This is a genomic window from Pantoea sp. K16, assembly GCF_048452805.1.
GTDB lineage: Bacteria > Pseudomonadota > Gammaproteobacteria > Enterobacterales > Enterobacteriaceae > Pantoea > Pantoea agglomerans.
This window is the reverse complement of record NZ_JBLWNV010000007.1, coordinates 63,502-87,582: the sequence shown is the minus strand read 5'-3', so window position 1 is coordinate 87,582 and position 24,081 is coordinate 63,502. Positions and strand designations below refer to the sequence as shown.

The window sequence follows — 24,081 nt, the reverse complement described above, 5'->3', positions numbered from 1 at the left end:
GGCAGTATCATGAAAAAAACAACATTAACGCTTATCGCTTCACTTTTAACATGCAGCACACTCTTTTCTCAGGCCTCACGGGCAGACGATCGTGATGACGCGCCCCGCAAGCCTGTGCCGCATCAGAACGGTGACCATCGTGCTGACAATCGCGGTTCTGACCAGAATCAGGAGCGTGGCAACAACCGTCATGACAGCGTCAATCATCGCCCGGATCAGGACAACAAGGGTCGGGGCAGAGAGGCACGTAATGACCGCGACCATTTCGCCTGGCAGGGACACGACTTCCGTCGCGGGCATCCTGTCCCGCAGGCGTACCGCGGCGACCATTACCGCGTAGCCGACTGGCATGAACGTGGTCTGCGTGAACCGCCGCGCGGTTATCACTGGGCAAACATCGACGGCAACTATGTGCTGATTGCTGCCGCAACCGGGGTAATTACCGCGCTGGTGCTGAACAGCGCCCTGAACTGATCCCCAGGGGATGGCTGCGGCCATCCCACTTTCTTTCCGTTTTGCCGCGCCAGCGGCTATCCTGACACTCCACGCTGAAAATTCCCTGTGTAAGGAGTCATGATGACGACGGTTAAGATGGTTGCGGTAGATATGGATGGCACCTTTCTGGACGATAACAAGCAGTACAATCGATCCCGCTTTCTCGACTGCTATCAGCAACTCACCGCCCGTGACATCAAATTTGTGGTGGCCAGTGGCAATCAGTATTACCAGCTCAAATCCTTCTTCCCGGAGATCGCCAGCGATATCGCCTTTGTAGCCGAAAACGGCGCATGGATTATCGATCGTGATGAGGAACTGTTTTGCGGTGCCTTTGAACGCCGCGATGTTGACGCGGTGATCGATACCCTGCAAAACGGCGACTATCCGGGTCTGCGTTACCTGCTGTGTGGCCGGGAGAGCGCCTGGTACTTCGACGGCATGGAAGAGAACTGGCTGAAGAAGATGCGCCATTACTGTCACCGGCTGAAGCCGATTCATCATCTGGATGAGGTGCAGCATGACCGGCTGTTTAAGTTCGCGCTGAATCTCTCTGATGACTATATCGAGCCACTGATGGCGGATATTGAACGTCTGCATCAGGGGCGGGTGGCAGCGACCTCAAGCGGTCACGGCTCGGTGGATTTGATCGTGCCGGGGAATCATAAAGCGCATGGTCTGGATCTGCTGGCACAACGCTGGGGGATCGCGCACGACCAGGTGCTGGCCTTTGGTGATGGCGGTAACGATCTGGAGATGCTCAGACAGTCTGGCTTCAGTTTTGCCATGGACAACGCGCCACAGCGGGTGAAACAGGCGGCACGCTATGCCGCGCCTTCTAACAACGAGCAAGGCGTGCTGCAGGTGATTGAGCAGATGCTGGCAGGTGAGGGGCCTTTTAGCGCCACGCAGGCTTAGCCGTCTGGCGCTGCGATTAAGCCAGGGCGGTTAGCGCCGTGATTCAGCCAGCCGCCTGGCTCAGAGAGCGGGTGCAACAGGATAGCGCTGAGGAGCAGCAAAGCCGGGCGAGGCTGGCAGGCCCGGTTGTGCCTGGTCAGCGAATGCGGGCAACGCGGCTCCTGATCACGCCGTGATTTGCCAGGCCTGCGCGATCATCATCTGCATCTGTTCGCGGCTGTAATTCACCAGCGAATTTTTGCTGTTGGCTCGCGCCAGAATCCACTCCACCTCGGCGCGGCTCAGTGAAGGGCCATCCTGCCAGAATGGGGTGATCGCCTGCTGCTGCAGCCACTGTTTCAGAAACTGCGCCGGTGAGTCCGTAGTTTCGCTGAAGAGCTGCGGGTGCAGTCCCGCCATCAGCTTACGCTGCAGTGACTGTTCGCTGTCGGACAACAGATCCAGGAACGGAAACAGCAGACGTCCGCACACTTCACCGTGATGGAACGGCTTTATCGCGCCCAGTTCCCCCGCAATACCGTGGATCACCCCCAGACCCGCACTGCTGAGACTGACACCGCCCAGCCACGACGCCATCATCATCGCTTCCCGTGCCTCGTCGCCAGCAGCATCCTCACGATTAAGTGCAGGCCAGGCCTGAACAAACTGACGCAGGCCGGTCAGCGCCAGCTGTCGGGTAAAGAGGCTGCCTTTGCCGGAGAGATACGCTTCAAACAGGTGGGTAAACGCATCAATACCGCAGGTCGCCAGCAGCCGGTCCGGCGCACCTTTCAGCAGATCGGCATCGAGAATTGCCACCTCCGGCACAAAGACCGGGTGGCGCAGTGACGCTTTTATCTGAATGTCACGCTGGTCAGTCACTACCGCATTTTGCGTCACTTCACTGCCGGTACCGGCGGTGGTCGGGATAGCAATCAGCGGCAACGTGATGGGCTGAACCGCGGTGTCGCCCACTTTTTCCAGATAGCGGGCGGTTGGCAACGGGTGTTGTACCATCGCGCTAAATGCTTTCGCCGCATCCAGTACGCTCCCGCCGCCAATCGCGACGACCCGATCGACATGACCGCGCCAGCGCGCAACCCAGCCATCGATCTCGGCGGGTGAGGCTTCATGACTGACAATTTCATAGCCGATAATGTGATCGTTGAGTCCGGCTTTTAGCCGGGCATATGCGGGGCCTTGCAGAAAAGATTGTCCACAAAACAGCAGAGTAGGCTGTGACCGGGCGGCCAGCAGCGGTACCAGTTTATCCAGGCTGCCCCGGCCAAAGAGGGTTCGTTGATTACTGTACAGCTCACTCAGGTTCTCACTCACCAGCGCATCCTTTTTACATTTCGCTAAAATCTGAGTGTAACGAAAAGCAAGGCGCCGGGACTGGCAAACTTTCTGATAACGCATTGGCAAAAAGTTGATCACCTTCGCAAAACAGAAATTCACCCCCGGCGGGGTGGTGCTTTCCTGCTGATGTTACCCTTAACATGTTATCGGTAACAGCGTTTGTCGGGATGTGTAAACATCTTACAGCGCACTGTTTTGTAGCCCTCAGGGGATCATGATAATAAACCGACACTGAATGATGTTCAGTGCACAAGGTGGAGAAAAGCTATGCCATTACTCTATGTGGCGATTGGCGTCGCGTTACTGCTGCTGCTGATGATTCGCTTTAAGCTTAATGGATTTATCGCGCTGATCCTGGTGGCGCTGGCGGTCGGTGTGATGCAGGGCATGCCGGTTAATAAAGTGATTACCTCAATCAAAGCGGGCGTGGGTGGCACGCTGGGCAGCCTGGCGCTGATCATGGGCTTTGGTGCCATGCTCGGTAAATTGCTGGCCGACTGCGGCGGTGCGCAGCGTATTGCCACCACCCTGATTGAAAAATTCGGCACTAAGCATATTCAGTGGGCGCTGGTGCTGACCGGTTTTATCGTCGGATTTGCGCTGTTCTATGAAGTCGGCTTTGTACTGATGCTGCCACTGGTGTTCAGCGTTGCGGCGTCGGCACGTGTGCCGCTGCTCTATGTCGGGGTGCCGATGGCGGCTGCCCTGTCAGTGACGCACGGCTTTCTTCCGCCGCATCCTGGCCCGACCGCAATCGCGACGCTGTTTAACGCTGACATGGGTAAAACGCTGCTATTTGGTACGCTGCTTGGTATTCCTACGGTGATTCTGGCGGGGCCGGTCTATGCCCGCTTCCTGAAAGGCATCGACAAACCGATTCCTGAGGGACTCTATAACCCGAAAACCTTTACCGAGGCGGAAATGCCGGGGTTTGGCGTCAGCGTCTGGACGGCACTGGTACCTGTGGTGCTGATGGCGCTGCGTGCGGTGGCAGAGATGCTGCTGCCTAAAGGCCATGTGCTGCTGCCCTATGCGGAGTTCTTTGGCGACCCGGTGATGGCGACACTGATTGCGGTGCTGATTGCAATCTTCACCTTTGGACTGAATCGCGGTCGTACGATGGAACAGGTCATGGATACCCTGACCGACTCGATCAAAATCATCGCCATGATGTTGTTGATCATCGGCGGCGGTGGTGCCTTCAAACAGGTGCTGGTGGACAGCGGCGTGGATAAATATATTGCCAGCATGATGCATTCTACTCAGCTGTCGCCAATCTTTATGGCCTGGTCGATTGCCGCGGTGCTGCGTATTGCTCTGGGGTCTGCCACGGTAGCGGCCATTACCGCCGGGGGAATTGTGGCACCGCTGATTGTCACCAGCGGCGCCAGCCCGGAACTGATGGTCATCGCCGTAGGGTCCGGCAGCGTGATCTTCTCGCACGTTAATGACCCGGGCTTCTGGCTGTTCAAAGAGTATTTCAACCTGACGATTGGCGAAACCATCCGCTCCTGGTCGGCGCTGGAAACCATTATTTCGGTCTGTGGTCTGGTGGGTTGCCTGCTGCTCTCCTGGGCGATTTAACCTCTTGCCGCTGGCAAGCCTGCCAGCGGCTCTCTGCTTTCGCGTCTCTCCCGCTGCCTCTTTGGGCTTTGAACATCCCGTCGCGCTTGCTGCCCCTGTTGCCGGTTAAACCGGGATGTGCGGGACAGACAGCATAAAAAAGGCCGCAAGGTGCGGCCTGACAGAGAAGATTCAGTCTGAATCTGCCACGTTAATGAGGCGGTTCAAAACCGGCTTTCACCATCTGTTCCCGCAGCGCGTGTGCAATGTCACGGTTGCCACCGGTAACGGGGTAGATAACGTTATTCACCACATCATCAAGGTAGTGCTCGTCAAACTCCTGCAGAGAGAGCTGCGTGCCGCCTTCATCGTTGATGGCGAAAGTCCCTTTGATGTGGTTACCGCTGTTTTTTGCCTTGAGGCTGTAGCGGCCCATGCTGGTATTAATCGTGCTCATAAGATCTCCTCGCGACTCATTTTCAATCTCATCACTCTTGAGGCCTGCCTTGCCGCCTAAATTTTAGCCAGGAGTGTTCTGTAAAACGAAGAAAGAGAGCCGTTAAAAAGTGGTGTTGCGATCGTTATCTCAGAATTTAAATAAAGCTCAGGGTTGATGAACTTATGACCAGTTGAGCCTTAAGTGAAGCGGCAGGGCGCATTTTCCTGTCTATAATGCTTACAGGAAAAGTGTTTAATTGGTGAGGGGAAAGGAAATGAAAATTATTCTGTGGATTATTGCGATCATTTTTATCGTTGGCTTACTGACCCTGACAGGGGTGTTCAAACTGATTTTCTGATATCTGTTAACGCTTCAGCAACAGCGGGCACCTAATCAGGTGCCCGCAATGTTTTCTGGCTGGCCAACAGAGCGTCTGTAATGGGATCCATCGGCGTATTGGGCAGCAGATCCTGTGAGCCCAGAGGTTTCTTACAGTATGCGCAGCAGGCACCATGAAAGTTTCGCTGGCCCTCGCGGTAATCAGTAAAAACGAATCGGGCGCTTCCACATTGACCGCAACGTATCTTCATCACCATCCTGTGTCTCACCCTCCTTTTACTCAGCATTAACGGATGCCTGTGCCTGACAGGTTAAGCGGACTTTATCTATTGCGCGGCAATATTATTTCGCACTGCGATAAGAAAAGTAGTTTCTTATGCTTTTGATTGTTTGTTGCCAAATGCGCATTCGGCCACTAAAAAGCATTTCATTGATCCAGATCAGTGTTTATTAGTTGTTGGCTAAAATATCCGCGAATAGCCTGCCATGACTGATGATAATGGCACAGCCGACTCATTTTTTTTGGCGAGGGAGCGGGATCTGCGCCAGTGAATTTAAGATTTATCGTACAATAAATAGCCACTGGCAGGACGCAGGCCTGAAAAAGCAGAAAAACGGGTTTAAGGTCATGGGACTTACCGACCGGATGATAGAAAAAAATTGAGCTTTTACCGGCGTAAACGTCATTAAGAACAGGAATATATCTTAATCAGATTTTTCTTTTTAACGTCAGTAACGTAACCGCTTAAAATTAAAAAGGGTTTCGTTTCCAGCAGGTTAGCGACCGATACCTGCTCTGCGCCTGATACGCGTTGAGCGATGTTTCGCAAGTCGAAAAGCAGGAAAGTGTGATGGATGTACAGAATGTCGATATTTATCACTTTTTCATCAAATCATGCTGGACAAATCCCTCAGCAATTGCTGTACTAGACCCCGACACAGTTTAGTGTCCATTTTTCATGTAAAGGTAATATAGATGTCTAAGATCAAAGGTAACGTTAAGTGGTTTAATGAATCTAAAGGATTCGGTTTCATTACTCCTGAAGATGGCAGCAAAGATGTATTCGTACATTTCTCTGCAATCCAGAGCAACGGCTTCAAAACTCTGGCTGAAGGTCAGCGCGTAGAGTTTGAAATCACCGACGGCGCTAAAGGCCCATCTGCTGCTAACGTTATCAGTCTGTAAGTTAACAGTCAGAATTCTAAAAACCCGCCTTATGGCGGGTTTTTTTATGGCTGTAATCTGCGCTTCATCCCCCCTGTCGTACTCTCACTCTCGGCGCGTTGCCGCACAAACTGCGCGGCGGTTCACACTAAATAACCGTAACATATTTATAACAACCCGATATGCAGCTTTTTGGCTTGCGACGCTATATAACTGTGCGACAGAACCCGGTGAGTGAGGAGGCAGGATGAACATACGTCAGGCAGAGTTGAAAGACAGTTTTGCTTTGAGTGCATTACTGAGCGAGTTAGGCTACGGCGGCACTGAAAGCTTTATTGAACAGCGCCTGGCGCAGTTATGCAGCGATCCCAGTGAAGCGCTGTTGGTGGCTGAACATGGCAGTCAGGTGCTGGGGTTTCTCTCCTTACATTTTATTCCTCAGCTGGCGCTGGCCGGTGATTTCGCCCGCATCAGCTATTTCTGCATTGCAGAAGGTGAGCGCAGTAAAGGCGTCGGCCAGCAGCTGATTCAGCATGCCGAAATGCTGGCGGCTCGTCGTGGCTGCGATCGCATGGAAGTCCATTGCCATCAGTCACGTCTCAAGGCGAACCAGTTCTACGCCCGTGAAGGCTATGTTGAATCCCCCTGTTATCTCATCAAAGATCTGCAAGCGAGTTAAATTCCCGTCCGCTGGCGATGACCAGCGCCCCGGCAATCATCTCCCGCTGTTCATCCCTGAGGCTGGCGATACTGACGCGAATAAATTGGGTTGGGCCGAGCCGACAGCGCTCGCCTGGCACGACCGCAATACCGCGGGCAGCCAGCGTGATCATGGCAAACTGCTCTGAAGTCACCGGAATATAGAGGCTTAATCCGTCGCGAAGCGGCAGATCAAGTCCACGCTGTGCCAGCGCCGTGAGCAACGCTTCACGCCGTTGCCGGTAGGTCGCGCGTGCGGTGGCGATCTGCCGTTGCGTTTCCTCATCCTCCAGCAGCCACGCCACCGCATCCTGCAGAATGCGGCTGGTCCAGCTGACGCCAAAATTTCGCCATGACTGAATGCGCCTGACCATCTCCGAGGTGGCAGAGAGCACTGCCAGCCGCAGGTCCGGTCCATAGGCTTTGGAAAACGAACGGACGTGCAGCGTGCGTTCAGGAAAGATTGAACCCAGGCTCCAGCTCGCCTCCGCGGAGAGATCGCCAATACCATCATCCTCAACGATTAGTGTGTTGCTCTGTTGCAGAACCTGCGCCATTGCCTGACGTCGCGCCGGGCTGATGCTGTTCCCGGTGGCCGAGTGGGTGCGGGGCTGATAGATCAACATTACCGGTGCCTGCTCCAGCAGAAGAGAAAGAACCTCTGGCAGCGGGCCTTGATCATCACACGCCAGCGGCAGAATCTCTGCGCCGACGTTATCCAGTATATCGAGCAGCCGGGTCGCGGTCGGATCTTCAATAATCACGCGGTCTCCCGGCGAGACCAGGGTTTGCACCAGCAGATTCATCGCGTCAAAACCGCCATCTGTCGCCAGAAACGCCTCTGCAGCATAGGGCCAGCGCGGCGCGATCGCCTGTAGCAGCGGCGCGGAAATCGCCTCACGGGTGTAGCTGTTGAGCTGCGGTGAGTGCAGGGCCGCCTGCAGCGCACGCTGCAGGTCAGGCAGCAGGGCGGGGTCGGGCGCGGCGAGGGTCAGATCGGCGCGGATGTTATCACCGTAGTTGCCGATCTTCTCAAAGCGAATCGGACGCGGCATCACCGTATTACTACTGACCCAGACACCACTGCGCCCCTTGCCCGCCAGCACTTTCTGCTTTCTGAGTTGCGCCCAGGCAGCAGAAACGGTTGCCGGGCTGATACCCAGCTGCTCCGCTATCTCCCGCACCGCAGGCATCTGCATACCTGTCGCGATCTGTCCGTCACGAATCAGCGCGGAGGCTGCCTGGGCAATGCCTTTCACTGAAGGCGATTTTATCTGGCTGCAAAACCAGTTGAGGTCGACGCTCTCTGTCATAAGAAAATACTTTGTTCAGTAACAAATTAATGATTGTTCAGGTAAGTATTCCGGATCTAGTATCAAATTCAAGCACTATTTTATGCCCCGTCCCGACGGTGCAGCGTAAACGGAGAGATCATGGCAAGGCTACTCATCAGACTGGCGGTACGCGACTGGGACTACTTCACCCCGCTGGCGCTGGGTGATATCAGACCAGAAGGTTTTGAACTGCAGATCGACCGCGTCGGCACGCTGGTGAATGATCTGGCGACCAGCCCCGACTATGACGCGGGCGAAGTCTCCTTCAGCCGCTATGCTCAGGGCCGGGCCAGAGGAGACGAAACACTGCTTGGCCTGCCGCACTTCCTGATGCGCGGCTTCCGCCAGCGCTGCATTATCACCACCAGCAGCAGCCCCATCACCACGCCTGCGCAGCTGAAAGGTAAGAGAATCGGCGTCACCGGCTGGCAGGATTCGGGCAATACCTGGACACGCACGGTGCTGCGTGAAGCAGGCGTCGAAATCGATGATGTGTTCTGGTATGCCGGTCGTCTTACTGCCGATCATCCAATTGTCGATCGGCTGGCGGGATTTGGCCGCCCGGGCCGCATTGAACCCGCGCCCGACGAGCGACCGCTGATAGAGATGCTGCAGGCGGGTGAGCTGGATGCCATCTTCACGCCATTTATGCCGGAGGACTTTTTCCTGCCGGGTTCAGGATTACGGCAGCTGCAGACCGATTTTTATCAGGCGGAGCGGGACTACTTTAATCGTGTCGGCTATGTGCCGGGCATCCACATTCTGGCGCTGAAACCGGCACTGGCGGCGGCGCATCCGTGGCTGCCTGCGGCGTTAAGTGAGGTCATCGATCGCTCTTACCGGCTATGGATGCAGAAAAGAGAGAAATATGCCGACACCACGCCGTGGCTGCTGGACGATTTGCGACGCACTGCGCAGGAATTGCCCGCTGACTGGAATCAGAATGGTTTTAGCGTTAACAGAAAGATGATTGCGGACTTTGGTCGCGAGCTCTATGAGCAAGGGCTGACTCACCAGGTACTGACGCCGGAAGCAATGTTTCCGGCCGCTGCGGGAGAAGAGAAATGATGAAAGTAGCACTGGGACAATTTGCGGTGAGCCGCGAATGGCAGGAGAACGCCAGTATCTGTCTGGACTTAATGCAGCGGGCGGCAGAAGGTGGCGCCGATCTGCTGGTACTGCCGGAAGGGGTGCTGGCACGTGATATAGCCGACCCCGATTTAGTGCTGAAGGCGGCGCAGCCGCTGGATGGCCCTTTTCTGAGCCAGCTGCTGGCCGCCAGCAAGCACACTGCGCTGACCACCATGATGAGCATTCACGTTCCCACCGGCGAGCAAAAAGCGCTTAACGTGCTGGTAGCGATCCGCAACGGTGAGATCATCGCCGCCTATGAAAAGCTGCATCTGTACGATGCCTTTGCGATGCAGGAGTCGCAGCGGGTCAATCCCGGCCACGTCATTCCGCCGCTGATTGAGGTCGCGGGTATGAAAGTCGGATTAATGACCTGCTATGACGTGCGCTTCCCGGAGCTGGCGCGTCGGCTGGTGCTGGATGGTGCAGAGGTGCTGGTGCTGCCTGCCGCCTGGGTTAAAGGTCCGCTGAAAGAGATGCACTGGGAACTGCTGACCCGCGCCCGCGCGCTGGAGAACACCTGCTATATGGTGGCGGTGGGGGAGTGCGGCCCGCGCAATATCGGCAACAGTCTGGTGGTCGATCCGCTGGGCGTGGCGGTGGCAAATGCGGCGGAATCACCGGCGCTGCTGTTTGCCGATCTCGATCCTGAGCGCGTCGCCTATGCCCGCCGGGTGCTACCGGTACTGGAAAACCGGCGCTTTGCCCGTCCCGAACTCAACTGATCCGCTGAACCAGGAATCCATTATGACGAAGAGAGCAACCGCCTTAATCGTGGCGCTGGGGCTGACTGCATCCCTGGCGCAGGCTGCCGACGCTATTCCGGTGCAAAAAGTTGACCAGGCGCTGCATGACAGGTTGCCGGATGAGATCAAAAAATCGGGCAAAATGATTTCAGTGAATAACGGTTCATTTCCGCCCTATGAAATTGTGAATGGCCCGCACTCAATGGAGGGCGCGTCGGCCGAATTAACGACTGCACTGGCACAACTGCTGGGTGTGAAGATCGAGCATGCAACGGTGAGTGGTTTATCAGGCGTACTCACCGGCATCAATGCGGGTCGTTATCAGCTGGCGATTGGGCCGATTGGTGATTATCCGGACCGTCAGCAGAAAGTGGATTTCATCGATTTTGTGCAGGAGTTCGTGGTGTTCGGCGTGCAGAAGGGCAATCCGGCCAGAATCAATCAGCTGGACGACACCTGCGGCAAGCGCATTGCCGTCATGGCCGCTGGCTCTGCGGAACAGGTTATCCGTAAGCAGTCAGCCCGGTGTGTGGCCGACGGGAAGCCGGCCGTGACAGTGCAGGCCTTTACCGATCAGCCTTCATCAATTCTGGCGGTACGTTCTAAACGCTCCGATGCGTTCTTCTCATCACAGGCGCCGCTGACTTACTTTGTTAATCAGGCGAAGGGGCAACTTGAGCTGGCGGGCAAAGGGCAGAAAAACGGCTTTGGCGACATTTTCCAGGGCACGGTGGTGCCGAAAGGCTCGCCGCTGGGTCAGGTGGTGCTGGATGCCTACAAAGAGCTGTATCAGAACGGGACGTATGCGGCCATCATGAAAAAGTGGCAGCTTGAGGGCAACATGACCACAGCACCCGGACTGAATCTGGCGAAAGAGGCCAGCAAATGAGCCCGCCGCGCCATCTGCACAGCGGTGACAGAGGCGAGGCACAGCTGCGCGACGTGGCGTTCGCTCGCAACGCCCCCACTTACGGACGCTGGATCAGCTGGATTTTAGTGCTGGTGATCGGCACCAATCTATTGTGGCTGGTGGCGACCAATCCTAACTTTGAATGGCAGGTGGTGCTCAAGTGGTTTACTGAAGGATCCGTGCTTAAAGGGTTGCAGGTCACTCTGGGGCTGACAGTGGTGTCGATGGTACTCGGCACGCTGCTCGGTCTGCTGCTGGGCGTCTGGCGGCTCTCCGAGAACCGGTTGCTGCGCGGCGTTGCCGGACTCTATATCTGGTTCTTTCGTGGCACGCCGCTACTGGTACAGCTGATCTTCTGGTACAACCTTTCTACGCTGTTTCCGGCGCTGTCGCTGACGCTGCCGTGGACCGATATCACGCTGGCCAGCTGGAATACCAACGATCTGATCACCCCACTGACAGCCGCTATTGCCGGGCTGGCGCTGAATGAAGCGGCCTATATGGCGGAAATTATTCGCGCCGGTCTGCTGTCGGTGGATAACGGTCAGGTAGAGACTACCCAGGCCTTTGGCATGAGTCGTTCACGGGCGCTGCGGCGCATCATCATTCCGCAGGCGATGCGATCGATTATTCCGCCTACCGGCAACCAGTTGATCAGCATGATCAAGGCGACGTCGCTGGTCAGCGTGATCGCAATGGGCGATCTGCTCTATTCGGTGCAGGCGATCTACAACCGTACCTTCGAGATCATCCCGATGCTGATGGTGGCGGTGATCTGGTATCTGCTGATCACCTCGATCCTCAATCTGGGCCAGTCCGCCATCGAGCGTTACTACGCGCGTGGCACTCGTCGGGTGGCCAGCGCCCCCAGACGCGCCACCATCGCGGCTAACGTGCAACCCCAGCAGGAGGAGCAATGAGTCAGCGTGAACCCCTGGTCTGCGCCCGCAACGTGCAGAAGAATTACGGCGACAATCAGGTTCTGAAAGGGATCGATCTGGATGTCTGGCCCGGTGAAGTAGTGGTGATCCTCGGGCCATCTGGTTCCGGTAAATCCACGTTTCTGCGCTGCATCAATCATCTTGAAGAGATGAACGCCGGATCGATTCGGGTCGGCGATGAGCAGATCGGGTATGTACTTAAAGGGCATGTGCTGCACCGGTTGTCGCCACGCCAGATCGCCCGTCAGCGCCAGAAAATTGGCATGGTGTTTCAGCAGTTCAATCTCTACCCCCATATGACCGTGCTGCAGAACATCACTGAAGCGCCCATCGGCGTGCATAAATTCCCGCGTCAGGAGGCTATGGCCCATGCCCGATCGCTGCTGGCGACGGTGGGGTTAAGCGATAAAGCGGACGCCTGGCCACGTCACCTCTCGGGCGGACAGCAACAGCGTGTGGCGATTGCGCGGGCGCTGGCGATCAAGCCGCAGCTGATGCTGTTTGATGAGCCGACCTCCGCGCTCGATCCGGAACTGGTGGGCGAAGTGCTGGCGACCATGCGTACCCTTGCCGACCAGGGATTAACGATGATCGTGGTGACTCATGAGATTAGCTTTGCGCGGGAAGCCGCCGATCGCGTGGTCTTTATGGATGGGGGGGTGGTGGTGGAGCAGGGCACGCCTGAAGAGGTGATCGCGAATCCACAGCATCCGCGCACCCAGGCGTTCCTGAGTCGCTTCATCTGAGATCTTACTCTGTTACAGATTCCAGTTGTCGCCGCAGGCAAACTGCGCGTAAATATCAGTCACCGTGATTCGATAAAGTTGAAAGGTTAAATATGGAAGGTATCAGTATTGCCAAGCTGCTGATTATCGGTGCGCTTATCGTACTGCTTTTTGGTACCAACAAGTTGCGCTCACTGGGTGGCGATCTGGGCTCCGCAATCAAGGGCTTTAAAAAAGCCATGAAAGATGAAGATACCAGCGCAACCCGAACTGCGGCTGAAGACGTGCCGGCAGAACGCGTCGTTCATAAAGATTAATCGGTTATTTGCTGCAAATAACTGTTACTTTTTATTTCAGGCACAGATAAAAAAAACCAGACTGTTTCCAGTCTGGTTTTTTGTTTTTCGGGCTTTCTAAAGTAAAAGCGTGCTTATTTCACTTCTTCGCCTTTGGCCTGCATATCCGCGTGATAGGAAGAGCGGACAAACGGACCGCACGCGGCATGGGTAAAGCCCATCGCCATCGCTTCTTCTTTCATCTCATCGAACTCAGCCGGGCTGACGTAGCGCTGAACCGGCAGGTGGTGGCGGCTCGGCTGCAGATACTGGCCCAGCGTCAGCATGGTGACACCGTGGCGACGCAAATCGCGCATCACCTCAACGATTTCGGCATTGGTTTCGCCCAGGCCCACCATCAGACCCGATTTTGTCGGGATGTGAGGATGCGCCTCTTTGAAACGTTCAAGCAGCTTCAGTGACCACTCGTAGTTCGCGCCCGGACGCACCTGGCGGTAGACGCGCGGTACGTTTTCCAGATTGTGGTTAAACACATCCGGTGGCGTCGCGGTGAGAATCTCCAGCGCGCGATCCATACGGCCACGGAAGTCCGGCACCAGCGTTTCAATTTTGATCGTCGGATTTTTTTCGCGAATCGCGCTGATGCAGTCGGCAAAGTGCTGTGCGCCACCATCACGCAAATCATCGCGGTCAACCGAGGTGATCACCACGTAGCGCAGGCCCATATCGGCAATCGTCTGCGCCAGTTTAGCGGGTTCGTTAGCGTCAGGGGCATTGGGGCGGCCATGTGCCACATCGCAGAACGGACAACGACGGGTACAGATTGCGCCAAGGATCATAAAGGTGGCGGTGCCGTGGTTGAAGCATTCGGCGAGGTTAGGACAGGATGCCTCTTCACAGACTGAGTGCAGCCCGTTTTTACGCATCGCGGCCTTAATGCCCTGAATACGACTGGAGTCAGCTGGCAGCTTGATTTTCATCCATTCCGGCTTACGCAACATCTCCTGCCGTTCAACAGCCACGGTTTTCACCGGGATCAGCGCCATTTTGTCTGCGTCACGATATTTGACGCCGCGTTCCATCTGAATTGGTTTACTCATAAATCAGCAGGTTCCGGTCGGATTGCGATTTGAAAGCGTTCCCACTCAAACCGGGAAGGCTGCTTTCAACTTTATTTGAAAAAAGTGCAAAAATTATATCATCACATCGCCTGCGAAGCAGCCACAGTCAGCGCGGATAAGTTACATATTTGTAAATTCGCATTCTGCGTTAAGGTTTAACAGGGAGATCCCCTGAAATCCATTCAACATTTTCATAACCTGACAGCCGCGCAAACGCGCTGACCAGCGGAGAGTGTACCTGCTCCGTCGTCACCTCTGGCTGGAAATTTTTCAACTGGGTCATGCTCATGCCGGCGTAACCACAGGGATTGATGCGCAGGAAGGGCGACAAATCCATAGCAACATTCAGCGCCAGACCGTGAAACGAGCAGCCTTTACGGATGCGTAATCCCAGTGAACAGATCTTCTCTTCCCCGACGTAGACGCCAGGTGCATCAGCACGGGCGCGGGCGCTGACGCCAAACTCTGCAAGGGTGGCGATAACCGTCTCTTCCAGAATGGTCACCAGCTGGCGTACGCCGAGCTTACGGCGTTTTACATCGATCAGGACGTACATCACCTGCTGTCCTGGCCCGTGATAGGTGACCTGACCCCCACGGTCACTCTGCACCACCGGGATCTCGCCTGGCATCAGCAGATGCTCTGCTTTGCCCGCCTGACCCTGAGTAAAGACCGGAGGATGTTCAACCAGCCAGATTTCATCACGACTCTGGTCGTTGCGCTGGTCGGTATAGTGATGCATGGCGTCGGAGACAGATTGCCAGTCGCGCAGACCTGACTGGCGGACAAGAAGAGTTTCAACTGACAAAACGATAGCCCGCTAAAGGAAATAACGCTGAGGATAACGTCGGCAAACCGTCAGGCAGAGGCGCCTTGCCGACCCGTAAATTACAGTACCATCCGCACAATTTCGATGTTGCCCAGCTCTTCGTACAGGCGTTCTACCTGCTCGATGTGGGTGGCGGTGATAGTGATGTTGACGGAGTGATAGTTGCCTTTGCTGCTCGGCTTAACTTCAGGGCTGTAGTCGCCTGGCGCATGGCGTTGCACCACTTCAACCACTTGATCAACCAGCTCCGGTTGTGCCAGACCCATTACTTTGTAGGTAAATGGGGTAGGAAATTCGAGCAGCTCATTCAGTTTGGTTTTCATATTAACTCCGGTGCATAAAAAACAGGCTCCCGCCTGAGCGGGAGCAACATAATATCGTGTAATGGGGGCGAAGGGGTGATTTTTCAATCACCCGCCACGCTTAACCGAACCAGTGATGGAACATCAGCTTGATGTAATCAACGATACGGCCAAAGAAACCTCCTTCAGAGATCTCGTTCAGTACCACCAGCGGACGCTGTTCGATAGTCTTGCCATCCAGCTGGAAGTTGATGCTGCCGACCACCTGATTTTTCTTCAGTGGTGCATGCAGTTCCGTGTTGGTCAGCACATAGCTGGCTTTCAGATCTTTCATGCGGCCACGTGGGATGGTCAGGTAAGCATCTTTTTCCACGCCCAGCTGCACACGGTCGTTATCGCCGAACCAGACTGGCTCAGAGGCGAACTCTTTGCCCGCTTTCAGTGGCGCCACGGTTTCAAAGAAACGGAAGCCCCAGGTCAGCAGTTTCTTACTCTCGGTCTCACGGCCTTTGTAGGTATGACCGCCCATCACAGCAGAAATCAGGCGCATCTGGCCTTCAGTCGCAGACGCCACCAGGTTGTAACCGGCTGAGTTGGTATGACCGGTTTTGATGCCGTCCACATTCAGGTTGGTATCCCACAGCAGACCGTTACGGTTCATCTGACGGATATTATTGAAGGTGAACTCTTTCTCTTTATAGACAGCATACTCTTCCGGCACGTCACGGATCAGCGCCTGACCGATCAACGCCATATCGCGCGCGGAGCTGTACTGACCTTCAGCGTCCAGACCATGGACGGTCTGGAAGTGGGTATTCTGCAGGCCAATCGCTTTGACGTAATTGTTCATCAGATTAACGAACGCATCCTGGCTGCCAGCGACATAGTCAGCCATCGCAACACAGGCGTCGTTACCGGACTGCAGCACAATCCCACGGGTCAGCTGAGAAACCGGCACGCGGTCGCCTGGCTTCAGGAACATCAGCGAGGAGCCTTTGAACACCGGGTTGCCGGTCGCCCAGGCATCCGGGCCGACGGTGACCATATCGTCCTGATGAATTTTACCCGCTTTAACGGCCTGACCAATGACATAGCTGGTCATCATCTTGGTCAGACTGGCAGGATCGCGGCGTGCATCGGCATTTTTCTCTGCCAGCACTTTGCCTGAGTTGTAGTCGATAAGGACGTACGCTTCGGCATCAATGTCCGGCACGCCCGGAATCATGGTCTTGAGATTGACGTCATCAGCAATAGCAGCATGGCTGAGAGAGAAAGCGATCAGTGATCCCACTGTCAGGCGTTTCAGCAAACGAGATGATTTCAGCGTGTTCATGTGTAGGACTACAACATCCGTGAGTTTGAGGTTGAAAATGTCACTCATCATACCCAATGCCAGATTAACTGGCACCGGACGTGATGATTGGGTTGTTAGCAGACGTAACGTGCAGCTGTCTGATAAACGGTTCAGCGACGCGTGTTAGTAATAAATGAGGCGGCCTGGCCTTCACTGCTCAGACGCTGTTGCAGCGCTGCCGCTTCGGCGCGGGAGGCGTAACCGCCGAGCTGAACGCGATACACATTGTTGCCCGCGTCTTCTACCTTACCGGGCACGCCATAACGCTGGCTCAGGCTTTTCATCATCTGCTGGGCACGCGCCGGGTCATTCAGCGCACCGACCTGCACTACATATCCGTCGGCACCACCACTGCTGGCTGCAGGCGCGGCGCTGGCTGCTGCGGGAGCAGCATTGCTGACTGCCGGTGCGGAACTGGCGGGTGCGGCGGCTGGCGGTTCGTTACCTTCCAGTACGCCGGTCGCTAATGGCTGGGGTGCACCAAGAAAGCCGCTGCTCTGCACCGGCGCGCCCATGTTGTCACCGCTTTGCAGCGTACTGTTGCTGATGGCCTCAACATTTTGCGCAGGCGGCTCTGAGGGGGCTGCGCTGCCGCCGTTCATCACCGCGCCACCACTCAGGTCCGGACGGGCAGGCAGAGAGTAGCTCTGTTTTGCCACGACGGTCCCGATGGTGCCGGGGCCAGAGAGCGAACCGTCTGGGGCGACCTTGATGTAATCAACCCGCACGCGCGAATTGTTGGAGATATTCAGGCGGTCACCGGCAGCCCGCGACAGGTCGATAATGCGTCCTGGCGTGTAAGGGCCGCGATCGTTAACGCGCACCACAATCTGACGGCCATTCGCGATATTGGTCACGCGCACATAGCTCGGCAGCGGCAGAGTAGGGTGGGCCGCGGTCAGTGCATCAGGATCGTAGGCTTCGCCGGTAGCGGTGCGGTTGCCCTGCGCCTCTTCGCCGTACCAGGTGGCCAGGCCGACTTCACTGTAGTTCGACGGATCTTTGATGACGCGATAATTTTTGCCGTTCACGCTGTAATCCTGGCTGGTGCCTGGATTGATCGGCTCATAACGTGGCTCAACGCCTGGAATCTCCACCACCGGTCCATTGTAAGCCGGTTGCGGCGGCGCCGTATTTTGGGGTTCCGGCGTGGTACAGGCCGCCAGAACCAGTGATGCCAGTGCAACGCCAAGCCATTCCTTACGCATCTGCAGCCTCTTAGACACTTTTAGATAACATTTTTCGGTGAGTGTGGATCGACATCACAATGCCAAATCCCGCCATAAGCACGATAAGCGCGGAGCCGCCATAACTGACCAGCGGCAGCGGCACGCCAACTACCGGTAAGATACCACTAACCATGCCAATGTTAACGAAAACATAAACGAATAAAATCAGCATTAAACCGCCCGCCATTACCCGGCCAAAGGTGGTCTGCGCCCGGGCTGCCACAACCAATCCCCGCATGATCAGCAGCAGATAAAGGGCCAGCAGCAGCAGCACGCCAACCAGGCCTAACTCTTCAGCCAGAACCGCAAAGATAAAGTCGGTATGACGTTCCGGCAAAAACTCCAGCTGAGACTGGGTGCCCTGCAGCCAGCCTTTACCGCGCAGGCCTCCTGAGCCAATAGCAATTTTCGACTGGATAATGTGATAACCGGCACCCAGCGGGTCCGTTTCCGGGTCGAGCAGCATCATCACGCGGTCACGCTGATAATCGTGCATCAGGAAAAACCACAAAATCGGGATAAAGGCGGCGACCAGCAACACGGCTACGCCAATCAGTTTCCAGCTCATACCCGAGAGGAACAGCACAAACAAGCCGGAGGCGGCAATCAGAATTGAGGTGCCGAGATCGGGCTGTGCCGCCACCAGCAGGGTGGGCAGGAAGATCAGAATCAGCGCAATGCCGGTATTTTTCAGCGTCGGCGGACAGACATCGCGGTTGATAAAGCGCGCCACCATTAAAGGCACCGCTATCTTGGCAATCTCAGAGGGCTGAAAACGCACAAAGCCGAGATCGAGCCAGCGTTGAGCGCCTTTACTGATCTGCCCAAAGGCATCCACCGCCACCAGCAGAATGACGCAGACAATATAAAGATAGGGCGCCCAGCCTTCATAGACGCGCGGCGGTACCTGCGCCAGCACAATCATGATGACCAGCCCCATCGCGATCTGACCGAGTTTACGCTCCATCATGCCGGGGTCCTGACCACTGGCGCTCCAGATCACCACAGCGCTGTAGGTCAGCAGGCCGAGAATGATCAGCATAAACAGCGGATCGATGTGGATGCGCATCCAGATCGAACGTTTCTGCGGACTATCTTGCATCGACATGTTTATTCACCTTCATAACCGGGCGGCACAGGAGCGGCGTCCGGCAGGACTGTATTGTTATCACCCAACATAATGTGATCCAGAATCTGGCGCATGACGGTGCCGACAGCCGGACCGGCGCCACCGTTTTCCAGGATAATGGTCACGGCGACCCGAGGTTTGTCATAAGGGGCAAACGCGGTCATTAATTTATGGTCGCGTAATCGTTCAGCAATTTTATGGGCGTTATAGGTTTCGTTCTCTTTCAGGCCAAAGACCTGAGCCGTACCGGACTTGGCGGCGATTTTATAGGGCGCATCGGCGAAGCTCTTGTGCGCGGTGCCGTTGGGCCGGTTCGCCACGCCATACATGCCATCTTTGGCAATTTCCCAGTAGCCGGAATGGATATCACCAATCGGGGCTTCAGGCGGCTGGCGATAGGGCACCAGGGTGCGGCCTTCGCGGGTGGCGCGCAGCATATGCGGCACCTTGACGACGCCGTCGTTGATCAGAATCATCATCGCTTTGTTCATCTGCAACGGCGTAGCGGTCCAGTAACCCTGTCCGATCCCCACCGGAATGGTATCGCCCTGATACCACGGCTTTTTAAAGCGTCTCTGTTTCCAGTCACGGGTCGGCATGTTACCGGCGCTCTCCTGCGGTAAATCGATGCCGGTACGGCTGCCGTAACCAAATTTATTCATCCACTCCGACAGACGGTCGATGCCCATGTCATAGGCAACCTGATAGAAGAAGGTATCGGCAGACTCTTCCAGCGCTTTGGTGACGTTCAGACGCCCGTGGCCCCATTTTTTCCAGTCGCGGAAGCGTTTTTCTGAACCAGGAAGTTGCCACCAGCCGGGATCAAACAGGCTGGTATTACGGTTAATCACGCCAGCACTCAGGGCAGAGACCGCCACATAAGGTTTAACCGTCGAAGCCGGTGGATAGGCAGCCTGAATCGCACGGTTATAGAGCGGACGGTTTTCATCTTCCAGCAGGCCGCGGTAATCCTTACTGGAAATACCGTCGACAAACATGTTGGCGTCATAGCTGGGCGTTGAGACCATGGCGAGGATTTCGCCGGTGCGCGGATCGCTGACCACGACGGCCGCGCGACTGCCCGCCAGCAGGGTCTCGACATATTGCTGCAGTTTGAGATCGATAGTCAGATAGATATCACGGCCTGCCTGAGGGGACTCCTCATGCAGCTGGCGAATGACCCGGCCACGGTTGTTGACCTCAACCTCTTCAAAGCCGGTTTTGCCGTGCAGCAAATTTTCGTAATAGGCTTCAATGCCCAGCTTACCGATGTCGTGCGTCGCGGCGTAGTTAGGCCATATGCCCTCTTTGTCGAGGCGTGCAACGTCACGATCGTTGATTTTTGAGACGTAGCCGACCACATGCGTCAGCGTGGCACCGTAAGGGTAGTAGCGGCGCTGGTAACCTTTAACTTCCACGCCGGGGAAGCGGTACTGATTGACCGCAAAACGCGCGACCTGCACGTCATTCAGACCGGTTTTAACCGGGATAGAGGTGAAACGACGTGAGCGTTTACGCTCTTTCTGGAAGTTTTCGAGGTCGTCGTCAGTCAGCTCAAGAATCGGGCGTAAGTTTTCCAGGGTCTGTTGCAGATTATCAACTTTTTCCGGAACCAGTTCTGCCTGATAGATGGTGCGGTTCAGCGCCAGCGGCGTGCCGGTACGATCGTAAATTATGCCGCGGCTGGGGGCCACAGGCACCAGTTTGATACGGTTCTGGTTGGAGCGGGTGCTGTAATCATCAAAGCGAAGGATCTGCAGGTGGTAAAGGTTAACCACCAGTACTGAAGAGAGCAGTAAGATACCGACGAAGGCGATAAAGGCCCGACGGACAAAGAGTTTCTGTTCGGCGCTGTAATCGCGAAAGGCGTTGCTTTGTAATTTCATCCGCTACTTGTCATGTCTGATGTGGGCTGATCGGTCATTCACGATGATAAGGATGATTTGTCGTTATGCTCCAGGCCCGATACAGACTTTCGGCTACCAGCACGCGCACCAGCGGATGGGGCAACGTCAATGCTGACAGTGACCAGCTCTGCTCTGCCGCCGCTTTACAGGCGGGGGCCAGGCCTTCAGGCCCGCCAATCAGCAGGCTGACATCGCGACCATCCAGCTTCCAGCGTTCAATCTGCTGTGCCAGCTGCGGGGTTTCCCACGGATGACCAGGAATATCCAGCGTAACGATGCGATTGCCTTTGCCGACCGCCGCTAACATCGCTTCACCCTCTTTTTCAAGGATGCGTTTGATATCAGCATTTTTACCGCGTTTACCTGCGGTCACTTCGGTCAGCTCAAGCGGCATATCTTTCGGGAAGCGGCGCAGATATTCCATAAAACCGGTCTGCACCCAGTCAGGCATTTTCGTGCCGACGGCAACAAGTTGCAGTTTCACCGATTAGCCCCAGAGTTTTTCCAGCTCATACAGCTGGCGACTCTCTTCCTGCATCACATGCACGATGACATCACCCAGATCGACCACGACCCAGTCTGCCGCGCTTTTACCTTCAATGCCTAATGGCATCAGGCCTGCTAAACGCGACTCCTGCTCTACGTGTTCTGCGATCGAAGTCACATGACGCGTGGAGGTGCCGGTGCAGATGATCATGAAATCAGTGATGCTGGATTTGCCCTGAACGTCGATGGTAACAATGTCCTGGCCTTTGAGATCATCAATCTTATCAATAACGAACTCTTGGAGTGCTTTACCTTGCAAAAGGTTCCCCTTGGAATCTGGTGGTAACGAGCCGGCTGTAAGCCCGGAGAGTGCAGCCAAAAAATTAAGCGGCGCAGTATAGCATGCCCGGATCAGTCGCGATATAAGCCTTCGCGGTCGATATAATCGATAACCGCAGCGGGCAACAGATCGTCGCAGGGCTGATTCTGGTGGCGACGGCGGCGAATTTCAGTGGCCGAAATGTCATAGAGAGGGGTGTCCGCCAGCCAGATATGGCCTGCGGGCTGCTGATGCAGCTGCCGGATATCCTGAGCGAGGTGTTGCTCAAGCCAGCGCTGCATGTCAGGCGAGTCGAACCGGGTCGGATAGCCGGGGCGCTGGCACACCAGCAGATGGCAGAGTGACAGCAGATCCTGCCAGCGATGCCATTTTGATAAGCTCAGCAATGAATCCTGACCAATAATAAATCCCAGCGGCTGCTCTGCACCGCGTTCGGTGCGCCAGGCTTCCAGGGTGGTCACGGTCCAGGACGGCGTGTCGCGTTCCAGCTCGCGGGTATCGATCTCAAACAGCGGCAGGTCGCGGATAGCGCAGCGCAGCATAGCAACCCGCTGGGCAGCGCTGGCTTCCGGTTGCGGACGATGCGGCGGCACATTGTTGGGCAGCAGCGTCACACGCTGCAGGCCGGTCTGTTGCGCCAGCGCTTCGACCGGGCGCAGATGGCCAAAATGAATCGGATCAAAGGTGCCGCCAAACAGTGCGTGTAACTCAGACATGGGCAAAGCTCGTCGGAAAAGCACGACTGCTGAGCAGCAGCGTCAGGGTCTGTAACTGCGGCCACACCGGCTGTCCATAATCCTGCTTCAGGGTGATTTCAATCTGACTCAGCAGATGAATGGCGCGTTGCAGACGCGTGGCATCCACTCGTTGCAGCGCGTCGGTAAACAGCGCACGGCGATTCTGCCAGATGCGCTGCTGATCCATCAGCGTACGCAGCGGCTGCGCTGTCTGGTGGCGTTGCAGATGCAGCAGCGTCAGCAGATCACGCTGCAGCGTACGCAGCAGTATCACCACTTCGCTCTCTTCTTTCTCCAGCTGATGCAGAATATGCAGGGCGCGGCGGCTTTTTCCCGCCAGCAGGGCATCCACCCAGTGGAAAGGAGTAAAGTGCGCGGCATCACTGACCGCCTCTTCAACCCGGGGCAGTGTCAGCTTGCCGTCGGGCCACTGCAGCGAGAGCCGCTCAAGCGCCTGCGCCAGCGCCAGCAGATTGCCTTCATAGCAGTAACACAACAGCTGCACGGCTGCGTCATCCACCGATAATTTCAGCGCCTTAGCGCGATTAACGACCCAGCGTGGCAGTTGCGCCTGTTCAGGCGTCTGACAGGGCACCAGTACCGCAGAGGCGGACAACGCTTTAAACCAGGCGCTGTTTTCCTGCGCTTTGGTCAGCTTCGCCATCCGGCAGATCAGCAGAATATCGGCGTGCAGCAACTGCGACAGCTTAACCAGCTGTTCTGCCATCGCGGCGTTGGGGCCATTATCGGGGAATTGCAGCGTCATGGTCTGACGCTGAGCAAACAGACTCAGTGACTGGCAACTGACGAACAGGCTCTCCCAGTCAGTCTGTGCATCCAGCGTAAAACTAAAATGTTCTTCGAATCCCTGCGCGGTTGCGGCGACGCGAATCGCATCTGAACTTTCCTGCAGCAGCAGCGGTTCGTTACCGGCTAACAAATAACAGGCGCGCAGCCCCTCACGGAGCTGCGCGCTGAGTTGCTCAGGATAAATCCTGATCATTGCAGGCTGGTAGCAGAGGAAGTGGGCGCTTCCTGTGAACCCTGACCCGGCACCGGAATCACTGACGCCGGTAAGGTCTCTTTGCTGTTGATCTGCGCGGCGTGTACCGTCAGCAGTTTACGTACCAGCTGTTCAGCAGCACGCTGACGCATCTCCTGCGTAATCAGATCCTGCTCGGCATCTTTTGCCAGCGCAGCGTTCGGGTTATCGAAGAATGACCGATAAACCGTGGTGCTGATAGGATAGATACCTTTGCCCGGCAGCAGCACCTGTGCGGTGAGGGTCATCACCAGCTGATACTCGGCAGTGGTGCCGCTGATAAAGACCGAAGCCGTGTTACGGCCCGAGGATTCAGGCCCCAGGCGCAGCGTTGGAATATCGGTGCGATTCTGTTTGCTGTCTTCAACAATTTTGACATCGTTGATACGCAGCTGCTGACGCACAGTACGCGCCAGCGGCCCATAAGGATCGCCGGTTGAAACAATCAGGGTTTTCAGTTCGCTGGGCACCTGAGTGGTGCCGCGCGGATGAAAACCACAGCCAGCGGTGATCACCACCGCCAGCATGACAAACAGCCTGATAATCGGATGTCGCACAGTTCCTCC

General features: G+C 55.9%; 27 protein-coding genes. 12 read left to right on the top strand and 15 right to left on the bottom strand.

The window, feature by feature from the left end; translation table 11 throughout:
• Positions 1-9: 9 nt before the first annotated feature.
• Complete coding sequence (locus ACK13D_RS11150) at positions 10-474, top strand: RcnB family protein (RefSeq protein ID WP_191924558.1); 465 nt, start codon at positions 10-12, stop codon at positions 472-474.
• A 102-nt stretch (positions 475-576) separates the two neighbouring features.
• Positions 577-1,413 carry a Cof-type HAD-IIB family hydrolase gene (locus tag ACK13D_RS11145; RefSeq protein ID WP_033756869.1) on the top strand — a complete coding sequence of 279 codons (837 nt, stop codon included), beginning with the start codon at positions 577-579 and terminating at the stop codon, positions 1,411-1,413.
• Positions 1,414-1,578: 165 nt separating this feature from the next.
• On the opposite strand, the gene ACK13D_RS11140 is transcribed toward ACK13D_RS11145, so the two are convergent.
• Entirely contained in the window at positions 1,579-2,727 is a 1,149-nt protein-coding gene (locus ACK13D_RS11140; protein ID WP_418796350.1) for an iron-containing alcohol dehydrogenase, read from the bottom strand.
• Between the two features lie 291 nt (positions 2,728-3,018).
• On the opposite strand from ACK13D_RS11140, the gene gntT reads away from it, so the two are divergent.
• Positions 3,019-4,335: a gluconate transporter gene (gene gntT / locus ACK13D_RS11135; protein WP_010258995.1), complete on the top strand. Its 1,317-nt coding sequence runs from the start codon at positions 3,019-3,021 to the stop codon at positions 4,333-4,335.
• A gap of 190 nt (positions 4,336-4,525) precedes the next feature.
• Here the strand turns inward: gntT and ACK13D_RS11130 are convergent, their stop codons facing one another.
• Entirely contained in the window at positions 4,526-4,771 is a 246-nt protein-coding gene (locus ACK13D_RS11130; RefSeq protein ID WP_010258994.1) for a hypothetical protein, read from the bottom strand.
• Positions 4,772-5,027: 256 nt separating this feature from the next.
• On the opposite strand from ACK13D_RS11130, the gene ACK13D_RS22065 reads away from it, so the two are divergent.
• From ACK13D_RS22065 to ACK13D_RS11120, 3 genes are all read left to right on the top strand, one after another.
• A complete protein-coding gene (locus ACK13D_RS22065; RefSeq protein ID WP_019105993.1) occupies positions 5,028-5,111 on the top strand; it encodes a membrane protein in 84 nt (27 codons plus the stop codon).
• 957 nt (positions 5,112-6,068) lie between these two features.
• A complete protein-coding gene (gene cspE / locus ACK13D_RS11125; protein ID WP_006118399.1) occupies positions 6,069-6,278 on the top strand; it encodes a transcription antiterminator/RNA stability regulator CspE in 210 nt (69 codons plus the stop codon).
• Between the two features lie 226 nt (positions 6,279-6,504).
• Complete coding sequence (locus tag ACK13D_RS11120) at positions 6,505-6,936, top strand: GNAT family N-acetyltransferase (RefSeq protein WP_010258992.1); 432 nt, start codon at positions 6,505-6,507, stop codon at positions 6,934-6,936.
• On the opposite strand, the gene ACK13D_RS11115 is transcribed toward ACK13D_RS11120, so the two are convergent.
• The gene (locus tag ACK13D_RS11115) at positions 6,914-8,269 is read right to left on the bottom strand and encodes an aminotransferase-like domain-containing protein (protein WP_346554765.1); all 1,356 of its coding nucleotides are present in this window, start codon (positions 8,267-8,269) and stop codon (positions 6,914-6,916) included. The two genes, ACK13D_RS11120 and ACK13D_RS11115, sit on opposite strands and share 23 nt — an antisense overlap.
• 120 nt (positions 8,270-8,389) lie before the next feature.
• Here ACK13D_RS11115 and ACK13D_RS11110 point away from each other — a divergent pair, with 120 nt between their 5' ends.
• The 6 genes from ACK13D_RS11110 to tatE all read left to right on the top strand — a co-directional run bounded on the left by ACK13D_RS11110 (position 8,390) and on the right by tatE (position 13,060).
• Positions 8,390-9,358, top strand: coding sequence for an ABC transporter substrate-binding protein (locus tag ACK13D_RS11110; RefSeq protein WP_187496064.1), 969 nt, complete (start codon positions 8,390-8,392; stop codon positions 9,356-9,358).
• Positions 9,358-10,146: a deaminated glutathione amidase gene (locus tag ACK13D_RS11105; RefSeq protein ID WP_187496069.1), complete on the top strand. Its 789-nt coding sequence runs from the start codon at positions 9,358-9,360 to the stop codon at positions 10,144-10,146. The genes ACK13D_RS11110 and ACK13D_RS11105 overlap by 1 nt, the downstream gene beginning before the upstream one ends.
• A gap of 22 nt (positions 10,147-10,168) precedes the next feature.
• On the top strand, positions 10,169-11,056 hold the full coding sequence (locus tag ACK13D_RS11100) for an ABC transporter substrate-binding protein (RefSeq protein ID WP_010671270.1): 888 nt from the start codon (positions 10,169-10,171) through the stop codon (positions 11,054-11,056).
• Positions 11,053-11,997: an amino acid ABC transporter permease gene (locus tag ACK13D_RS11095; protein ID WP_187507852.1), complete on the top strand. Its 945-nt coding sequence runs from the start codon at positions 11,053-11,055 to the stop codon at positions 11,995-11,997. The genes ACK13D_RS11100 and ACK13D_RS11095 overlap by 4 nt, the downstream gene beginning before the upstream one ends.
• Positions 11,994-12,764, top strand: coding sequence for an amino acid ABC transporter ATP-binding protein (locus ACK13D_RS11090; protein ID WP_010258981.1), 771 nt, complete (start codon positions 11,994-11,996; stop codon positions 12,762-12,764). The genes ACK13D_RS11095 and ACK13D_RS11090 overlap by 4 nt, the downstream gene beginning before the upstream one ends.
• A gap of 92 nt (positions 12,765-12,856) precedes the next feature.
• Positions 12,857-13,060 carry a twin-arginine translocase subunit TatE gene (gene tatE / locus ACK13D_RS11085; RefSeq protein ID WP_010671272.1) on the top strand — a complete coding sequence of 68 codons (204 nt, stop codon included), beginning with the start codon at positions 12,857-12,859 and terminating at the stop codon, positions 13,058-13,060.
• Positions 13,061-13,173: 113 nt separating this feature from the next.
• Here the strand turns inward: tatE and lipA are convergent, their stop codons facing one another.
• The 12 genes from lipA to lptE form a co-directional block, all read right to left on the bottom strand.
• On the bottom strand, positions 13,174-14,139 hold the full coding sequence (lipA, locus tag ACK13D_RS11080) for a lipoyl synthase (protein WP_010258979.1): 966 nt from the start codon (positions 14,137-14,139) through the stop codon (positions 13,174-13,176).
• A gap of 169 nt (positions 14,140-14,308) precedes the next feature.
• Positions 14,309-14,968, bottom strand: coding sequence for a lipoyl(octanoyl) transferase LipB (gene lipB, locus ACK13D_RS11075; RefSeq protein WP_029519432.1), 660 nt, complete (start codon positions 14,966-14,968; stop codon positions 14,309-14,311).
• An 80-nt stretch (positions 14,969-15,048) separates the two neighbouring features.
• On the bottom strand, positions 15,049-15,312 hold the full coding sequence (gene ybeD / locus ACK13D_RS11070) for a DUF493 family protein YbeD (protein ID WP_003854030.1): 264 nt from the start codon (positions 15,310-15,312) through the stop codon (positions 15,049-15,051).
• A gap of 100 nt (positions 15,313-15,412) precedes the next feature.
• Positions 15,413-16,624: a D-alanyl-D-alanine carboxypeptidase DacA gene (gene dacA / locus ACK13D_RS11065; RefSeq protein ID WP_010258977.1), complete on the bottom strand. Its 1,212-nt coding sequence runs from the start codon at positions 16,622-16,624 to the stop codon at positions 15,413-15,415.
• 131 nt (positions 16,625-16,755) lie between these two features.
• Positions 16,756-17,853: an endolytic peptidoglycan transglycosylase RlpA gene (gene rlpA / locus ACK13D_RS11060; RefSeq protein WP_010671273.1), complete on the bottom strand. Its 1,098-nt coding sequence runs from the start codon at positions 17,851-17,853 to the stop codon at positions 16,756-16,758.
• 10 nt (positions 17,854-17,863) lie between these two features.
• Complete coding sequence (gene mrdB, locus ACK13D_RS11055; protein WP_010258973.1) at positions 17,864-18,976, bottom strand: peptidoglycan glycosyltransferase MrdB; 1,113 nt, start codon at positions 18,974-18,976, stop codon at positions 17,864-17,866.
• Between the two features lie 8 nt (positions 18,977-18,984).
• Complete coding sequence (mrdA, locus tag ACK13D_RS11050) at positions 18,985-20,889, bottom strand: peptidoglycan DD-transpeptidase MrdA (RefSeq protein WP_010258971.1); 1,905 nt, start codon at positions 20,887-20,889, stop codon at positions 18,985-18,987.
• Between the two features lie 34 nt (positions 20,890-20,923).
• Positions 20,924-21,394 (bottom strand): 23S rRNA (pseudouridine(1915)-N(3))-methyltransferase RlmH, encoded by a 471-nt coding sequence (gene rlmH, locus ACK13D_RS11045; RefSeq protein ID WP_010258969.1) that lies wholly within the window; start codon positions 21,392-21,394, stop codon positions 20,924-20,926.
• Between the two features lie 3 nt (positions 21,395-21,397).
• Positions 21,398-21,715, bottom strand: a complete 318-nt coding sequence (gene rsfS, locus ACK13D_RS11040) for a ribosome silencing factor (protein WP_010258968.1) — start codon at positions 21,713-21,715, stop codon at positions 21,398-21,400.
• Between the two features lie 92 nt (positions 21,716-21,807).
• Entirely contained in the window at positions 21,808-22,452 is a 645-nt protein-coding gene (nadD, locus tag ACK13D_RS11035; protein WP_022626055.1) for a nicotinate-nucleotide adenylyltransferase, read from the bottom strand.
• Positions 22,445-23,476, bottom strand: a complete 1,032-nt coding sequence (holA, locus tag ACK13D_RS11030; protein WP_010671276.1) for a DNA polymerase III subunit delta — start codon at positions 23,474-23,476, stop codon at positions 22,445-22,447. Before holA ends, nadD begins: the two co-directional genes overlap by 8 nt.
• Positions 23,473-24,072 (bottom strand): LPS assembly lipoprotein LptE, encoded by a 600-nt coding sequence (gene lptE, locus ACK13D_RS11025; RefSeq protein WP_010258965.1) that lies wholly within the window; start codon positions 24,070-24,072, stop codon positions 23,473-23,475. Before lptE ends, holA begins: the two co-directional genes overlap by 4 nt.
• Between the last annotated feature and the right edge of the window lie 9 nt (positions 24,073-24,081).

Bases quoted from the DNA above. Each gene is read 5' to 3' on its own strand.
- ACK13D_RS11150 (WP_191924558.1), top strand. From the start codon at position 10: ATGAAAAAAACAACATTAACGCTTATCGCTTCACTTTTAACATGCAGC.
- ACK13D_RS11145 (WP_033756869.1), top strand. From the start codon at position 577: ATGACGACGGTTAAGATGGTTGCGGTAGATATGGATGGCACCTTTCTG.
- gntT (WP_010258995.1), top strand. From the start codon at position 3,019: ATGCCATTACTCTATGTGGCGATTGGCGTCGCGTTACTGCTGCTGCTG.
- ACK13D_RS11130 (WP_010258994.1), bottom strand. From the start codon at position 4,771: ATGAGCACGATTAATACCAGCATGGGCCGCTACAGCCTCAAGGCAAAA.
- ACK13D_RS22065 (WP_019105993.1), top strand. From the start codon at position 5,028: ATGAAAATTATTCTGTGGATTATTGCGATCATTTTTATCGTTGGCTTA.
- cspE (WP_006118399.1), top strand. From the start codon at position 6,069: ATGTCTAAGATCAAAGGTAACGTTAAGTGGTTTAATGAATCTAAAGGA.
- ACK13D_RS11120 (WP_010258992.1), top strand. From the start codon at position 6,505: ATGAACATACGTCAGGCAGAGTTGAAAGACAGTTTTGCTTTGAGTGCA.
- ACK13D_RS11115 (WP_346554765.1), bottom strand. From the start codon at position 8,269: ATGACAGAGAGCGTCGACCTCAACTGGTTTTGCAGCCAGATAAAATCG.
- ACK13D_RS11110 (WP_187496064.1), top strand. From the start codon at position 8,390: ATGGCAAGGCTACTCATCAGACTGGCGGTACGCGACTGGGACTACTTC.
- ACK13D_RS11105 (WP_187496069.1), top strand. From the start codon at position 9,358: ATGAAAGTAGCACTGGGACAATTTGCGGTGAGCCGCGAATGGCAGGAG.
- ACK13D_RS11100 (WP_010671270.1), top strand. From the start codon at position 10,169: ATGACGAAGAGAGCAACCGCCTTAATCGTGGCGCTGGGGCTGACTGCA.
- ACK13D_RS11095 (WP_187507852.1), top strand. From the start codon at position 11,053: ATGAGCCCGCCGCGCCATCTGCACAGCGGTGACAGAGGCGAGGCACAG.
- ACK13D_RS11090 (WP_010258981.1), top strand. From the start codon at position 11,994: ATGAGTCAGCGTGAACCCCTGGTCTGCGCCCGCAACGTGCAGAAGAAT.
- tatE (WP_010671272.1), top strand. From the start codon at position 12,857: ATGGAAGGTATCAGTATTGCCAAGCTGCTGATTATCGGTGCGCTTATC.
- lipA (WP_010258979.1), bottom strand. From the start codon at position 14,139: ATGAGTAAACCAATTCAGATGGAACGCGGCGTCAAATATCGTGACGCA.
- ybeD (WP_003854030.1), bottom strand. From the start codon at position 15,312: ATGAAAACCAAACTGAATGAGCTGCTCGAATTTCCTACCCCATTTACC.
- dacA (WP_010258977.1), bottom strand. From the start codon at position 16,624: ATGAACACGCTGAAATCATCTCGTTTGCTGAAACGCCTGACAGTGGGA.
- rlpA (WP_010671273.1), bottom strand. From the start codon at position 17,853: ATGCGTAAGGAATGGCTTGGCGTTGCACTGGCATCACTGGTTCTGGCG.
- mrdB (WP_010258973.1), bottom strand. From the start codon at position 18,976: ATGCAAGATAGTCCGCAGAAACGTTCGATCTGGATGCGCATCCACATC.
- mrdA (WP_010258971.1), bottom strand. From the start codon at position 20,889: ATGAAATTACAAAGCAACGCCTTTCGCGATTACAGCGCCGAACAGAAA.
- nadD (WP_022626055.1), bottom strand. From the start codon at position 22,452: ATGTCTGAGTTACACGCACTGTTTGGCGGCACCTTTGATCCGATTCAT.
- holA (WP_010671276.1), bottom strand. From the start codon at position 23,476: ATGATCAGGATTTATCCTGAGCAACTCAGCGCGCAGCTCCGTGAGGGG.